Here is a 14,890-nt window from a genome sequence, read left to right on the forward strand (position 1 = left end):
CAGAAGCGATCACAGGTGGCCCTGCACCGGGCCATCATCGAACTCGCGACCGGCCGCGACGTCGCCACCCTCACCGTCTCCGAGATCACGGATCTCGCCGGCGTGAACCGCTCCACCTTCTACGCCCACGCCTCCTCCGCCGCAGAACTGCTCTGCGCCGCCCTCCAGGACGAGCTCGACGCGATCCGCGAGGGCTACCTCCAGCAGCTCCGGAGCGGCGCCGCGACCGACGCGAGCATCCGCGAGGGCACCTCGCGCGTCCTCGGCCACCTGGACGGCCACCGCGACCTCTACCTCCGCGCCTTCGACGCCCCCGGCGGCGACTCGGGCCTCCGCGCGATGCTCGCGGGGCACTTCCGCACCGCCGTCTCCGCGACGCTCGACACCGGGATCCTCGACGTCCCAGCCGCGGACGCACCGCTCGGGTTCCTCGAGAACGCGACGGCCTCGTTCCTCGCGGCGGGCTCCGTCGGCCTGATGGAGCAGTGGCTCCGCCTGCCCGCGCCCCGCGATCCCGGCAGCTATCTGGCCGCCTACCGACGGCTCCTGCCGCCGTGGTGGCCCTTCGCCACCGGCGACTGACCGGCCTCCCGGCCCTGCCGACGCCCGCTCGGAGAGACGACCGCCCGGTTCGAGGGAAGCCGCTGCGTAGGCGGCAGCACCGCGCCGCCCGTCACTCCCGCTCGCGACGAGGCCGACCCGCTCGATCGAGCCGCATCGGAGCGGCATCCGCCCCTCGACTCGACGACCGCTCCTCCCGGAGACGCGGACGGCCCGCGGGAGGAGCTCCCACGGGCCGGACACGGTGCGGCTGCGCTCAGCGCGCGCGCTTCTCGCGGACGCGCATGTTGACGTTCACCGGCGACCCCTGGAAGCCGTAGATCTCGCGCAGGCGGCGCGCGATGTAGCGGCGGTAGCCCGGGTCGAGGAACCCGGTCGTGAAGAGGACGAATGTCGGCGGGCGCGACGAGGCCTGCGTGCCGAAGAGCACGCGGGGCTGCTTGCCTCCGCGGAGGGGGTGCGGGTGCGCCGCGGTGAGCTCGGCGAGGAACGCGTTGAACTTGCCCGTCGGGATGCGCGTGTCCCACGACTCGAGGGCTAGCTCGAGCGCCGGCACGAGCTTCTCGAGGTGGCGGCCGGTGCGGGCCGAGATGTTGACGCGGGGCGCCCACGCCACGTGAGCGAGGTCGGTCTCGATCTCGCGCTCGAGGTAGCGGCGGCGCTCGTCGTCGAGGAGGTCCCACTTGTTGAAGGCGAGCACGAGCGCCCGGCCCGACTCCAGCACCAGGTCGATGATGCGGACGTCCTGCTCCGAGATGGGCTGCGAGACGTCGAGGACGACGACGGCGACCTCGGCCTTCTCGAGCGCGGTCGAGGTGCGCAGCGACGCGTAGAAGTCGGCGCCCTGCTGGAGGTGCACGCGGCGGCGGATGCCCGCGGTGTCGACGAAGCGCCAGACCTTGCCGGCGATCTCGACCTGCTCGTCGACCGGGTCGCGCGTGGTGCCGGCGAGCTCGTTGACGACGACCCGCTCCTCCCCCGCCGCCTTGTTGAGCAGGCTGGACTTGCCGACGTTCGGGCGGCCGAGGATCGCGACGCGGCGCGGCCCGCCGACCTCGCGCTTGGCGACGGCCGACTCCAGAGGGAGCTTCTCGAGCACCGCGTCGAGAAGGTCGGCGACGCCGCGGCCGTGGACGGCCGAGACGGGGCGGGGCTCGCCCAGGCCGAGCGACCACAGCGAGGCGGCGTTCGGCTCCTGGCGGGCGTCGTCCACCTTGTTGGCGGCGAGGAAGACCGGCTTCTTCGTCTTGCGCAGCAGCTTCACGACGTGCTCGTCGGTCGCGGTCGCGCCGACGTTCGCGTCGACGACGAAGATGACGGCGTCGGCGAGGTCGATGGCGATCTCGGCCTGCATGGCGACGGAGGCGTCGATGCCGCGGGCGTCGGGCTCCCAGCCGCCGGTGTCGACGATGGTGAACGCCCGGTCGATCCACTCCGCCTTGTAGGACACGCGGTCGCGCGTGACGCCCGGGGTGTCCTCGACGACGGCCTCGCGGCGGCCGAGGATGCGGTTCACCAGCGCGGACTTGCCGACGTTGGGGCGGCCCACGATCGCCACGACCGGGAGGGCGGGGAGGTAGCGGACCTCGTCCGAGTCCTCCCCGGCGAACTCGAGGAGGTCGAGGTCCTCCTCGTCGAGGTCGTAGTCCTCGAGTCCGCTGCGGAGCGCCTGCGCGCGTGAGGAGGCGAGCTGCTCGTCGAGGTCGCCGAGGCGCTCGACGAGGTCGTCGTCTCCGAAGTTCAGCTCGTCGTCACCGACGTGCGTGTCCTGTGCCATGACCGGCCCTTGCTCTCGAAGTTCGGACCTCGGCGACGACCGCGTCGACGGTCTGCTCGAAGTCGAGATGAGTGGAGTCGAGAAGAGTGACTCCTTCTGCGGCGTTCATGAAGTCGACCACCTGCGAGTCGGCGCGGTCCCTCGACCGCAGCGCCTGACCCGTCGCCTCGGCGGATTCCGTGGTGACCTCGCGCGAACGCCTGGCCATTCTAGCCTCTTCGCTCGCCGTCAGCAGGATCCGGACCGGAGCGGTCGGTGCGACGACCGTCGTGATATCGCGGCCCTCGACGATGATGCCCTCCCGACGTGTCTCGCCGATGATCCTCCGGAACAGCAGGGTGATCCTCCGACGGACCTCGGGGACCTTCGCCACGGCCGAGACGCGCGCGGTCACCCGGGGCTCGCGGATGGCGGTGGTCACCTCGGTCGGACCGACCCACACCGAGTACGACTCGGGGTCGGTGCCGATGGAGTAGTCGAAGCCGTCGAGCGCGTCGACGATCGCGTCCTGGTCCTCGAAGTCGAGGCCGCGGTCGAGCCCGTGCCAGGCGAGCGCGCGGTAGGCCGCTCCCGTGTCGAGGAACTCGAAGTCGAGGCGGCGGGCGGCAGCCCTCGACACGCTGGACTTGCCGCTGCCGGCCGGGCCGTCGATGGCGACCACGACGGCCTCGCCGAAGTCGCCCTGCTCGGCGGCCTCGGAGCGCGCCTCGCGCTCGGGAGCCGCGCCCCCGTCCTCCGGGATGCTCTGCTGTGCCCGGCGGGCGGGCGTCATCCTGTTCAGGCCGCCCTCCTGCCTGTTCTGCTCGGTGCTCATCCGGCGATCCTCCAGCCGCGTATGGTCAGTTCTTCGGTCAGCGGCGCGACCGCTTCGGGCACCACCGAGATCTCGGCGAGACCCACTCGGCGCCCCTGCGCGTGCTCGAGGCGCACGTCCTCGAGGTTGACGCCCGCCTCGCCGATCTCCACCAGGAGTCGCGCGAGGGTTCCGGGAGAGTCGTCGACGAGGACGATCAGGGTCGAGAGGCGCTGGTCCTGGCCGTGCTTGCCGGGCAGGCGCGCCACTCCGGCGTTGCCCGCGGCCAGGTGCTCGGCGAGCACGCGGCGCGAGCCGGGCGCCTCGAGGTCGCGGAGAGCGTCGGCGACCGCGGCGACGTCGTCGCGGAAGGCGTCGAGCACCGCGACGACGTGCTCGCGGTTCGCGGCCAGGATCTGCATCCAGAGCTCGGGGGCCGAGGCCGCCAGGCGCGAGACGTCGCGGACGCCCTGCCCGGCGAGGCGGAGCGCCGCGTTCGGGGCGTCGAGGAGGCGCTGGCCGAGCAGTGACGAGATCACCTGCGGGGCGTGCGAGACGAGGCCGACCGAGAGGTCGTGCTCCTCCGGGTCCATCTCGACGATGGTGCCGCCGAGGTCGAGAGCGAGGCCCTCCACCCGCGCGAGCGCGTCGGGCGCGGTCTCGCCGTCGCGGCAGATCACCCAGGGCCGGCCGACGAAGAGGTCCCCCCGCGCGGAGACCGGTCCGCCGCGCTCGCGGCCGGCCATCGGGTGCGAGCCGATGTAGCGGGTGAGGTCGACGCCGCGGGAGCGCAGCTCGCGCAGCGGCTGGGTCTTGACGCTCGCCACGTCGGTGACGACGGCTCCGGGGTGCGCCGCGAGCTCGCGCTCGACGACGCTCGCGGTGACGTCAGGGGGGACGCAGACGACGACGACGGAGGGCCGGTCGTCGGCGGAGGCGGCGCGGCCGGCCCCGTAGTCGATGGCGAGGGAGAGGCTCGCGGGCGAGGCGTCGTCGAGGACGACGTCGATCCCGCGGGAGGCGAGGCCGAGGCCGATGGAGGCGCCGAGCAGTCCGGAGCCGACCACCCGCACCGTCCCGGTCGTCCGCATCGCGGGCGGCGCGGGGTGCAGGAGCTCGTTCACCCCGACAGCCTAGCGATCGGCGCGGCGCTGCTTGTCGGCGCCGGACCGGCGCGGAGGACCGTCGCTCCGCCCGCCGCCGGCGGAGGAGCCGCCGCGATCGGACGACCGTCCCGCCGAGCCGCCGCGGTCGGACGACCGTCCGGACGATCCGCCGCGATCCGAGGATCGCCCGGCCGAGCCGCGCTCCGCCGGGGCGACGCGCTCGCCGCTGTCAGGCCGGGGCCGCCGCGCACCCGCGCTCACCTTCTTCGAGGGGACCGCGGGAGCGGCCGCCACCGCCTCGCCGCCCTGCCGCGCGATCGTGAGCAGCGCGCCCAGCTCCTCCCGGGTCAGGTCGCGCAGATCGCCCGAGCGCAGGGTGCCCAGGTGCAGCGGCCCGAACTGGCGCCGGACGAGCTCGATCACCGGGTGGCCGACCGCCGCCATCATCCGGCGGACGACCCGGTTGCGACCGGAGTGCAGGGTGATCTCGACGAGCGAGGCGTTCGAGCGGCCCTCCGGCCGGCCGAGGAGACGCGCCTTGTCGGCGGCCACCGGTCCGTCGTCGAGCTCGATCCCGGAGGTCAGCGTCGCGATCGTCTGCGGGAGGACCTGCCCGTGCACCTTCGCGATGTAGGTCTTCGTCACTCCGAACGACGGGTGCGCGAGGACGTGGGCGAGCTCGCCGTCGTTGGTCAGCACGAGCAGGCCCGAGGTCTCGGCGTCGAGGCGCCCGACGTTGAACAGCCGCTCCTCGAAGTTCTTCGTGTAGAGGCTGAGGTCGGTGCGTCCGTTCTCGTCCGCCAGCGAGCTGACGACGCCGATCGGCTTGTTGAGCATGACGTAGCGGCGCGAGGTGTCCAGCTGCACCGCGACCCCGTCGACCTCGATCCGGTCGGTCGCCGGATCGATGCGGCGGCCGAGCTCGTCCGCCACCTCGCCGTTGACGCGGATCCGCCGCGCCACGATCATCTCCTCGACCACTCGTCGGGAGGCGACCCCCGCTGCCGCGAGGACCTTCTGCAGTCGTTCGCCGTCGGGGCCGCTGTCAGGCGCGCTCATCGAATCCGTCTCTTCCGTCGCTCAGTAGGGGGGAGATCTTCGGCAGCTCGTCGAGCGAGGTGAGGCCGAGGTGCACGAGCAGCTGCTCGGTGGTGCCGTAGAGGACCGCGCCCGTCTCGGGGTCGTGGCCGACCTCCGCGATGAGGCCGCGGCCGAGGAGGGTGCGCGCGACGGAGTCGACGTTGACCGCGCGGATCTGCGCGACCTGACCGCGTGAGACCGGCTGCTTGTAGGCGATCACGGCGAGCGTCTCGAGCGCCGCCTGCGAGAGCCGCGTCGGGTTCTGCGTCAGGACGAAGTCCTTGACCACCGGGTCGTACTCGCGGCGCACGTAGATCCGCCAGCCGGCACCGACCTCGCGCAGCTCGAAGCCCCGACGGGTCGCCCCGTCGGCGCCGTCGTAGTCGGCGACCAGGCGCTCGATCGACTGGCGGACCACGGCGATCGGCCTCGACAGCGCGGTCGCGAGGGAGGCGAGAGGCTGCGGCTCGTCCGCGACCATCAGGATCGCCTCGATCGCCCGGTCGATCTCGAACGCGACGGTCCCGGGGCCGGCGTCAGGAGTCATAGTCGGCTCCGAGCGCGGCGAGGCTCGCATCGCTCCACTGCTCGGCGACCCAGCGCAGCGTGAGCTCGCCGAGCGGCTCCGGCTGGTCGAACGAGATCGCGGCGTGCCGGTAGAGCTCGAGCACGGCCAGGAAGCGCGCGACGATCACGCCCTTCTCGTCGGCGTCCGCGATCAGCTCGCCGAACGTGGCCATCCCGCGGGCGCGCAGCATCGCCACGACGTGCGCGGCCTGCTCCCGGATGCTGATCTGCGGGGCGTGCAGGTGGTCCAGGCCCACCGTCGGCAGCTCGCGCGGAGCGAGGGCGACGGTCGCGAGGGCGGCGAAGTCGGCGGGCGACAGGGTCCAGACGAGCTCCGGCTTCGCGGACCGGTACTCCTCCTCCAGAGGCACGTCCCGCACGTGGCGGGCGGTCTCGATCGCGATCCGCTCGGCGAACCACGACGACACCTGCTTGAAGGCCCGGTACTGCAGGAGCCGGGCGAACAGCAGGTCTCGCGCCTCCAGCAGCGCCGCGTCCTCCGCGTCCACGAGCTCGCCCTGGGGCAGGAGTCCGGCGATCTTCAGGTCGAGGAGCGTCGCGGCGACGACGAGGAACTCCGACGCGCGGTCCAGCCCCTCGAGGGAGTCGATCCCGTGCAGGTACGAGAGGAACTCGTCCGTCACGGCGCTCAGCGCGATCTCGGTGATGTCGACCTGCTGCTTCGCGATGAGGCTCAGCAGGAGGTCGAACGGACCCTCGAAGTTGGTCAGCGCGAGGTGGAACCCGGTGGGAGCGGTGCGCTCCTCGAGGAGGACCTCAGGCGACCGCGCCACGCGAGATCAGCTCCCTGGCGAGCTTGCGGTACGCCTTCGCGGCGTTGTGCTCGGGCGCGAACTGGGTGATCGGAACGCCGGACACGCTGGCGTCCGGGAACTTCACCGTGCGGCCGATCACCGTCTCGAGCACGCTGTCGCCGAAGGCGTCGACCACCCGGTCGAGCACCTCCCGCGAGTGCAGGGTGCGGGAGTCGTACATCGTGGGCAGGATGCCGTCGAGCTCGATCACCGGGTTGAGCCGGTCGCGGACCTTGTCGATCGTCTCGATCAGCAGGGCGACGCCGCGCAGCGCGAAGAACTCGCACTCGAGCGGGATGAGGACGCCGTGGCTCGCGGTGAGCGCGTTGACCGTGAGCAGGCCCAGCGAGGGCTGGCAGTCGATCAGGATGACGTCGTAGTCCGCGCTCACCTTGCGGAGCACCCGGGCGAGGATCTGCTCGCGCGCGACCTCGTTGACGAGGTGGACCTCGGCGGCGGAGAGGTCGATGTTGGCCGGGATGACGTCCAGGCCCGGCACGCGGGTCCTCCGGATCGCCTCGGCCGGGTCCTTCACGGTGCCGAGGAGCAGGTCGTAGATCGTGATGGCGTCGTAGGTCGTGACCCCGAGGCCGGCCGAGAGGGCGCCCTGCGGGTCGAAGTCGATGGCCAGCACGCGGCGGCCGTACTCGGCGAGGGTCGCGCCCAGGTTGATGGTCGTCGTCGTCTTTCCGACGCCGCCCTTTTGGTTGCAGAGGGAGATGATCCGAGCGGGGCCGTGACCGGTGAGCTCCACCGGCAGCGGGAAGTCGCGCAGGGGGCGGCCGGTCGGGCCGAGCGTCGGGGCTTCGAGACCGGTGAGCTCGGCCTTGTCGTCCGTCTTGCGTGTCACCTGCGTCGTCCTCGCTTCCGTGGCGGCGTGCGCTCCCGCGCGGCCTCCGACGAGTGTACCGGCGCCCCGCTCCCCGGCCGCCGCGCCCCGCCGCGCGGGGCCGCGGCTCTAGCGCCGCGCTCGCGGGTGCGCGGACGTGTAGACGTCCCGGAGCGTGTCCGCCGTCACCAGCGTGTAGATCTGCGTCGTCGCCACCGAGGCGTGCCCGAGGAGCTCCTGCACCACGCGGACGTCGGCACCGCCCGCGAGCAGGTGGGTCGCGAAGGAGTGCCGGAAGGTGTGCGGCGAGATCTCCCGGTCCAGCCCGGCCTTCTCGGCGACGGCGCGGATGACCAGCCAGGCGCTCTGCCGCGACAGGCGGCTCCCGCGGACCCCCAGGAAGAGCGCCGGCGTCGCGCGCCCCCTCCGCGAGAGCTCGGGCCGCGCACGCACGAGGTACTCGTCGACGGCCTCGCGGGCGAAGCGGCCGAGCGGCACCATCCGCTGCTTGGACCCCTTGCCCGTCAGCCGCACCACCTCCGCGGCGACCACGTCGTCGACGTTCAGGTCCACCGCCTCCGAGATGCGCGCGCCCGTCGCGTAGAGCAGCTCCAGCAGGGCCCGGTCCCGCAGGTCCGCGAGCTCCTCGCCGCGCGCCGCGTCGAGCAGTGCCGCCATCTGCTCGACCGTGACCGCCTTCGGCAGGGTCATCGGGATCTTCGGCGGCACCACGTCCCGGGCAACGTCGTCCGCGACGACCCCCTCCTCGAGGGCGAAGCGGTGCAGCCCTCGGACGCTCGAGAGGATCCGTGCGCGCGAGCTCGCCGCGAGCGGCCGCTCCGGGCGTGCGGCCAACCAGGAGGAGAACTCCCCCACGTCGACCCGTCCGAGCTGCGCCAGATCGACGGTCCCGCGCTCCTCGAGCCAGCCGAGGTAGAGCTCCAGGTCGCGCCGGTAGGCCGCGAGCGTGTGCGCCGAGAGCCCGCGCTCCACGCTCGCCTGCCGGAGGTACGCCTCGGCGCAGGCGCGGGGGCTCACCCCCGGGGGTGGCGGACCCGCGGGTGGCGCGTCCACGGCGAGGACGCGTCGCCCAGCCCGTCCCAGCCGCGCGAGCGGAACGCGTGCGCCGCGAGCACCGCGATCGTCAGCGAGGGGTTCTGCACCCGGCGGGCGAGGACCGCCTCGACCGCCTCGTCCAGCGGCACCCACCGCAGCTCCATGTCGGCCTCCTCCGCCTCGCGGTCGAAGGCGGAGCCTGTGGACGAGAGCCCGCGGGCCAGGTAGATCCGGATGACCTCGTCGCTGCCGCCCGGCGAGGTCGCGAACTCCGAGAGCAGGTCCCAGCGCTCGGCCTGCAGGTCCGTCTCCTCGCCCAGCTCCCGCTGAGCGGCGACCAGCGGATCCTCGCCCTCCACGTCGAGCAGGCCGGCCGGGATCTCCCACTCGCGGGTGCGGACCGGGTGCCGGTACTGCTTGATCAGGGCGACGCGGTCCTCGTCGTCGAGGGCCAGCACCGCGACGGCTCCCGTGTGATCGAGGAACTCCCGGCGCAGCTCGCCGCCGCCGTAGCGGAACGTCTCCGCGCGGACGCCCCAGACCATCCCGTCGAAGACGCGCTCACTGGTCAGGACCTCCGGCTCGACGAGCTCGTCCGACAGCGGCTCACTCATCGGCGCCCGCCTCCGATGCCGGGAAGAGGCGCGAGGCCTCCTGGCGCTCGAGGGCGGCGGTCACGAGGCCGCGGAAGAGCGGGTGCGCGGCGTTCGGGCGCGAGCGGAGCTCCGGGTGCGCCTGCGTGCCCACGTAGTAGGGGTGCTTCTCGCGGGGCAGCTCGACGTACTCCACGAGGTGGCCATCGGGCGAGAGGCCCGAGAACCAGAGCCCCGCCTCGGCGATCCGGTCGCGGTAGCGGTTGTTGACCTCGTAGCGGTGACGGTGGCGCTCGGCGGCCTCAGGTGCGCCGTACACCTCGGCGACGATCGAGCCCTCGGCGAGCTCGGCCGTGTAGAGGCCGAGGCGCATCGTGCCGCCCATGTCCCCGGACGCGAGGATCTCGACCTGCTCGGCCATCGTCGCGATGACGGGGAACTCCGTCTCCGGGTCGAACTCCGACGACGAGGCCCCCTCGAGGCCGGCCTCGTTGCGGGCGTACTCGATGACCATGCACTGCAGGCCGAGGCAGAGCCCGAGGGTCGGGATCCCGTTCTCCCGCGCGAAGCGCAGCGCGCCGAGCTTGCCCTCGATGCCGCGGATGCCGAAGCCGCCGGGCACGCAGATTCCGTCGAGCTCGGAGAGCGCCTTGGCCGCAGCCTCGGGGTCCTCGAGCCCGTCGGAGGCGATCCAGCGGATGGCGACCTTCGTCTGCTGCGCGAAGCCGCCGGCTCGCAGAGCCTCCGTCACGGAGAGGTAGGCGTCGGGCAGGTCGATGTACTTCCCGACCAGGCCGATGGTGACCTCGTGCTTGGGCTCGTGCACGGCCTCGAGCAGTCGCGACCAGCCGTCCCAGACGACCTCGCCGGCCGGGAGGCCCAGCTGGTCGATGATGTAGGCGTCGAGGCCCTGCTCGTTGAGCATCTGCGGGATCTCGTAGATCGACGCGACGTCCTTCGCGTTGACCACGGCCTGCTCGTCGACGTCGCACATCAGCGCGATCTTGCGCTTGTTCGACTCCGACACGGGCCGGTCGCTCCGCAGCACCAGCGCGTCCGGCTGGATGCCGATCGAGCGCAGCGCCGCGACGGAGTGCTGGGTGGGCTTGGTCTTCTGCTCACCGGAGGCGCCCATGAAGGGCACCAGCGAGACGTGCACGAAGAAGACGTTGCGGCGGCCGAGCTCGTGGCGGACCTGGCGGGCCGACTCGATGAACGGCTGGCTCTCGATGTCGCCGACGGTGCCGCCGATCTCGGTGATGATGACGTCCGGCTGCGGGTCGTCCTCCGACTGGAGGCGCATGCGCCGCTTGATCTCGTCCGTGATGTGCGGGATGACCTGGACCGTGTCGCCGAGGTACTCGCCGGCGCGCTCGCGCGCGATGACCCGCGAGTAGATCTGGCCGGTCGTGACGTTCGCGGCCTGGTTCAGGTTGATGTCGAGGAAGCGCTCGTAGTGGCCGATGTCGAGATCGGTCTCGGCGCCGTCGTCGGTCACGAAGACCTCGCCGTGCTGGAACGGGTTCATCGTCCCCGGGTCCACGTTGAGGTACGGGTCGAGCTTCTGCATGACGACGCGCAGCCCGCGCGCGGTCAGCAGGTTGCCCAGGCTCGCGGCCGTGAGTCCCTTGCCGAGCGAGGAGACGACACCGCCGGTGACGAAGATGTGCTTCGTGATCTTCGAGGGGGCGTCCTGCCCGGCCGTCGAAGCGTTCCGGGTCGAGGACCCGGAGGAGCCCTCGGAATCCGAGGGAGAAGAAGAGGAAAGGCCCGCGTTCGTAAAGTCCACCACGGGGTTCCACCGTAACAGCAGAACGGCGGCGGCGGACCGCCCGGGACGGATCGATGTCGTCCCGGGCCGCTCGCGATCAGCCCCGCCGGCTCGATTCGAGGAGCTCCCGCGCATGAGCGAGAGCGTTGGCGGAGTCGGTGAGCCCCGAGAGCAGGCGCGCCATCTCGGACACCCGCTCCTCGGAGTCGAGCTGCGTCACGGCGCTCGAGGTCACCGCGCCGTCCGAGCCCTTCTCGACGCGGAGGTGGTTCGTGGCGAATGCGGCGACCTGCGCGAGGTGGGTCACCACGATGACCTGCGACGTCTCGGCGAGCCGCGCGAGCCGTCGGCCGATCTCGATCGCCGCTGCTCCGCCGACCCCCGCGTCGACCTCGTCGAAGACGAACGTCGGCACCGGGTCGTTGGCGGCGACCACGACCTCGAGAGCGAGCATCACCCTCGAGAGCTCGCCGCCCGAGGCTCCGCGGGCGAGGGGCCGGGGTGCGGCCCCGGTGTGCGGCTGGAGCAGCATCTCGACGGAGTCGCGCCCGTGGACGCTCGGCTCCCCCGCGGCCGTCACCTTCACGTGCAGGCGCGCATCCGCCATGGCCAGCGCGGTGAGCTCGTCGCTGACCCGCTCCCCCAGCTCGGCGGCCGCCGCGGTCCGCAGCTCGGTCAGCCGGGTCGCGAGGCGGTCGACGAGGTCCGCGTCGGCCGCGGTGTCGGCCTCGAGAGCCGCGATCCTCTCGTCGTCGCCGTCGAGCTCGAGCAGGCGGAGTCCGGAGGAGTCCACCAGGTCGAGCACGTCGTCCAGCGTCGGTCCGTAGGTGCGGGCGAGCAGGGACAGCTCCGCCCGCCGGTTCTCGATCAGCTCCAGGTCGTGCGCGCCGTCGAGGTCGAGCTCCGCCAGGTACGAGGAGAGCCCGCCGGCGGCGTCGACGAGGAGCACCGCCGCCTCGCCGAGCGTCTGGACCGTCGGCTGCAGGGCGGCGTCGTGCTCGGCCGCCCGCTCCAGCACGCGCCGCGCCGTCTCGAGGAGCCCGAGCGCGTCCCGCCCGTCCAGCTCCTCGGACGAGATCGCCTCGCGGGCCTCGCCGGCGGCGAGCCGGAGCTGCTCGATGCTCCCGAGCCGGGCGGACTGCGCCGCGAGCTCGACGTCCTCCCCGCGCTGGGGGGCGACCACCTCGATCTCGGCGAGGGCGGAGCGGAGCCGTTCGGCTTCGCGGGCGCGCGTCTCCCGGGCCTCGGTGAGCGAGTCGAGCTCCTCCCGGTTGGCCCGCCAGCGCTCGAAGGCGCTCGCGTAGTCGCGGAGGGCGTCGGCGAGACCGGGTCCGCCGAACCGGTCGAGCGCCTCGCGCTGCGCCGCGGCGGAGCGGAGGCGGATCTGGTCCGACTGCCCGTGCACGACGACCAGCTGATCGGCGAGCTCGCTCAGCACGCTGACCGGTGCGCTCCGGCCGCCGACGACGGCTCGCCCGCGTCCCTCCGCCGAGACCGAGCGCGCGAGGAGCAGCTCCGGGCCGTCGAGATCGCCGCCGGCGTCGTGGACGCGCTCGGCGACCGGGCCCTCCTCGGGAACCAGCCAGCGCCCCGACACCCAGGCCTGCTTCGCTCCCGAGCGCACCGCGGACGCGTCCGAGCGCGCGCCCAGCACGAGGCCGAGCGCCGTGACCACCATCGTCTTGCCGGCGCCGGTCTCGCCGGTGACCGCAGTGAAGCCCGGTCCGAGCGGGAGCGTCGCCTCGGCGATCACTCCGAGGTCGCGGATCTGCAGCTCTTCGAGCATCGGGCCTTACTCCGTCTCCGCCGACCCCCGCCATCCGCGGATGGGGAGACCGAACTTGTGCACGAGTCGATCGGTGAAGGGGGCGTCGTGCAGGCGCGCGAAGCGCACGGGCACGGGCGAGCGCCGGTAGACGACGCGCGCTCCCGGCGGCAGCTCGTAGGCGCGCCGGCCGTCGGCCCAGAGGACGCCGACGCCGTCGGTCCTCTCCTTGACCTCGACGGCGAGGCTCGACGACGGGCCCACGACGAGGGGCCGCGCGAAGAGCGCATGGGCACTGAGCGGAACGAGGAGCATCGCCTCGACGGTCGGCCACACGACGGGGCCGCCCCCGGAGAAGGCGTAAGCGGTGGAACCGGTCGGAGTGGACACGACGATGCCGTCGCAGCCGAAGCTCGACAGCGGACGTCCGTCGACGCCCACCATGACCTCGAGCATCCGCTCGCGGCTGCCCTTCTCGACCGTGGCCTCGTTGAGCGCCCAGGTCTCGTAGACGACGGCCTCGTCGATCTTGACGCGCACCTGCAGGGTCATCCGCTCCTCGACCGCGTAGTCGCCGTCGAGTGCGCGAGCGACGGCGTCGTCGAGATCGTCCCGCTCGCTCTCGGCGAGGAATCCGACGTGGCCGAGGTTCACGCCGAGCAGAGGCGCCGTCCCGGACCGGACGATCTCCGCTGCGCGGAGGATGGTCCCGTCCCCGCCGAGCACGAACACGAGCTCGATGGACTCGAGCGGCACGTCGGACCCGAGCACGGCGACGTCGCTCAGATCCGGAGCGACCGCGACGATGTCGCCCTTGTCGTCGGCGCAGAGGACGGGGTGGGCGCCGGAGTTCCGGAGACGCTCGACGACGAGGACCGCCGCATCGAGGGAGTCCGTCCGTCCGGTGTGGGCGACGACGAGGATGTTGCGCTCGTCACGAGGGGACTGCATCGAGGGTGTGTCCTTCTGGTCGGTCGACAGCGGCGGACACGATCGCGTCATCCGGTGGTGAGCGCGGTGACCGCGTCCCTCCATTCTGTCGGAATCGTTCCGCGGTCGCGGTGGAGGTGCGCCAGATACTCACGATTCCCAGCGCCCCCCGGGAGTGGCGACTCGGCCAGCCCGACGACGCCGAGCCCCAGGTCCCACGCCGACCACAGGACGTCCGAGAGGGCCTCGCGACGCAGCTCGGGATCCCGGACGATCCCCTCCCGCACTCCCAAGCGGCCGACCTCGAACTGCGGCTTCACCAGCACCACGAAGTCGGCGAGCGGATTCACGGAGGCAGCGACCGGAGGCAGAACCATCCGCAGGGAGATGAAGGACACGTCGGACACGACCAGGTCCGGCACGATCGCGGTCTTGGCGGCTTCGGCGAGCCGGGCGGCGGTGAGATCCCGCGCATTGAACCCCTCCACCACGTGGACGCGATCGTCGGACCGGATCCGGGGAGCGAGCTGCGCGTGCCCGACGTCGAGGGCGATCACCGAGGCGGCGCCGCGCTCGAGCAGGACCTGCGAGAACCCGCCCGTCGACGCCCCGACGTCGAGAGCGTTCCGGCCGCCGACTCGCACCGTCACGAAGGTGTCGAGGGCGGCGAGCAGCTTGTGGGCGGCCCGGCTGACGTAGTGGTCGAGGCCGGCGACCGCGACGTCCTGATCGTCGCGCACGCGGATCGAGGGCTTCAGTGCAGGGACACCGTCCACCGTCACCAGACCGTCGGCGATCATCCGAGCGGCATGGGTGCGGGACCGGGCGATGCCCCGCTCGGCGAGAGCCGAGTCGAGTCGCGAGTCGTCGGTCATCGGTCGCGGTCCGCGTTCTCGAGTCGGATGCGCAGCTGCTCCTGCAGCTGGACGTATCCGGCTGCCCTCTCGTTGAGCGGAGTCTGCTCGATCCGGAGGAGCTCGTCTGACAGGACGTGTTCCTCCACGACGTCGAAGCCGTTCTGGAGCGGCCTCGATTCCGGAGAGGGCGTCGGGTCGTGCTGAGTCATCGCTGCTCCTCGTTCCGGAGTCGGGCGACGACGGTCATCGTCGCTCCGGCCGGCCCTGTTCGTCCTCGAACAGAGACCGACCGGTTAAACAGCGATGGCCACCCATTTCTGGGTGGCCATCGTGAATGGTGTCCGGCGGTGTCCTACTCTCCCACAGGGTCCCCCCTGCAGTACCATCGGC

The 14,890-nt window shown here is 72.4% G+C and carries 14 protein-coding genes and 1 pseudogene; 1 reads left to right on the top strand and 14 read right to left on the bottom strand.

Translation table 11 applies throughout. The features are described 5' to 3' along the window. Positions 1-15: 15 nt before the first annotated feature. The gene (locus C5D50_RS13855; RefSeq protein ID WP_104283762.1) at positions 16-582 is read left to right on the top strand and encodes a TetR/AcrR family transcriptional regulator; all 567 of its coding nucleotides are present in this window, start codon (positions 16-18) and stop codon (positions 580-582) included. A 235-nt stretch (positions 583-817) separates the two neighbouring features. Here C5D50_RS13855 and der read toward each other — a convergent pair whose 3' ends face one another. The 14 genes and pseudogenes from der to C5D50_RS13925 all read right to left on the bottom strand — a co-directional run bounded on the left by der (position 818) and on the right by C5D50_RS13925 (position 14,709). Beyond that, positions 818-2,338 carry a ribosome biogenesis GTPase Der gene (gene der, locus C5D50_RS13860; protein ID WP_104222506.1) on the bottom strand — a complete coding sequence of 507 codons (1,521 nt, stop codon included), beginning with the start codon at positions 2,336-2,338 and terminating at the stop codon, positions 818-820. Next, on the bottom strand, positions 2,313-3,152 hold the full coding sequence (cmk, locus tag C5D50_RS13865) for a (d)CMP kinase (protein WP_244230649.1): 840 nt from the start codon (positions 3,150-3,152) through the stop codon (positions 2,313-2,315). The genes der and cmk overlap by 26 nt, the downstream gene beginning before the upstream one ends. Next, positions 3,149-4,222: a prephenate dehydrogenase gene (locus C5D50_RS13870; protein ID WP_104283770.1), complete on the bottom strand. Its 1,074-nt coding sequence runs from the start codon at positions 4,220-4,222 to the stop codon at positions 3,149-3,151. Before C5D50_RS13870 ends, cmk begins: the two co-directional genes overlap by 4 nt. Before the next feature lie 315 nt (positions 4,223-4,537). Next, positions 4,538-5,296, bottom strand: a pseudogene (locus C5D50_RS13875) (pseudouridine synthase); the annotation flags it as partial. Then, positions 5,283-5,864 carry an SMC-Scp complex subunit ScpB gene (gene scpB, locus C5D50_RS13880; protein WP_104247181.1) on the bottom strand — a complete coding sequence of 194 codons (582 nt, stop codon included), beginning with the start codon at positions 5,862-5,864 and terminating at the stop codon, positions 5,283-5,285. The pseudogene C5D50_RS13875 and the gene scpB, both read right to left, overlap by 14 nt. Continuing rightward, on the bottom strand, positions 5,854-6,678 hold the full coding sequence (locus C5D50_RS13885; RefSeq protein WP_104283764.1) for a ScpA family protein: 825 nt from the start codon (positions 6,676-6,678) through the stop codon (positions 5,854-5,856). The genes scpB and C5D50_RS13885 overlap by 11 nt, the downstream gene beginning before the upstream one ends. Further along, complete coding sequence (locus tag C5D50_RS13890) at positions 6,662-7,549, bottom strand: ParA family protein (protein WP_104222502.1); 888 nt, start codon at positions 7,547-7,549, stop codon at positions 6,662-6,664. Before C5D50_RS13890 ends, C5D50_RS13885 begins: the two co-directional genes overlap by 17 nt. 108 nt (positions 7,550-7,657) lie before the next feature. Then, positions 7,658-8,566: a site-specific tyrosine recombinase XerD gene (gene xerD / locus C5D50_RS13895; protein ID WP_104238573.1), complete on the bottom strand. Its 909-nt coding sequence runs from the start codon at positions 8,564-8,566 to the stop codon at positions 7,658-7,660. Next, positions 8,563-9,198: an NUDIX hydrolase gene (locus C5D50_RS13900; RefSeq protein WP_104250719.1), complete on the bottom strand. Its 636-nt coding sequence runs from the start codon at positions 9,196-9,198 to the stop codon at positions 8,563-8,565. The genes xerD and C5D50_RS13900 overlap by 4 nt, the downstream gene beginning before the upstream one ends. Continuing rightward, positions 9,191-10,855 carry a CTP synthase gene (locus C5D50_RS13905; RefSeq protein WP_104222604.1) on the bottom strand — a complete coding sequence of 555 codons (1,665 nt, stop codon included), beginning with the start codon at positions 10,853-10,855 and terminating at the stop codon, positions 9,191-9,193. Before C5D50_RS13905 ends, C5D50_RS13900 begins: the two co-directional genes overlap by 8 nt. A 190-nt stretch (positions 10,856-11,045) precedes the next feature. Then, complete coding sequence (gene recN, locus C5D50_RS13910) at positions 11,046-12,734, bottom strand: DNA repair protein RecN (RefSeq protein WP_104283765.1); 1,689 nt, start codon at positions 12,732-12,734, stop codon at positions 11,046-11,048. Between the two features lie 6 nt (positions 12,735-12,740). After that, positions 12,741-13,664 (bottom strand): NAD kinase, encoded by a 924-nt coding sequence (locus C5D50_RS13915; RefSeq protein WP_104222498.1) that lies wholly within the window; start codon positions 13,662-13,664, stop codon positions 12,741-12,743. Between the two features lie 47 nt (positions 13,665-13,711). Continuing rightward, positions 13,712-14,518: a TlyA family RNA methyltransferase gene (locus C5D50_RS13920; protein WP_104283766.1), complete on the bottom strand. Its 807-nt coding sequence runs from the start codon at positions 14,516-14,518 to the stop codon at positions 13,712-13,714. Next, positions 14,515-14,709: a hypothetical protein gene (locus tag C5D50_RS13925; protein WP_104283767.1), complete on the bottom strand. Its 195-nt coding sequence runs from the start codon at positions 14,707-14,709 to the stop codon at positions 14,515-14,517. The genes C5D50_RS13920 and C5D50_RS13925 overlap by 4 nt, the downstream gene beginning before the upstream one ends. Between the last annotated feature and the right edge of the window lie 181 nt (positions 14,710-14,890).

This window comes from Rathayibacter sp. RFBD1 (assembly GCF_002932915.1).
Taxonomy (GTDB): domain Bacteria; phylum Actinomycetota; class Actinomycetes; order Actinomycetales; family Microbacteriaceae; genus Rathayibacter.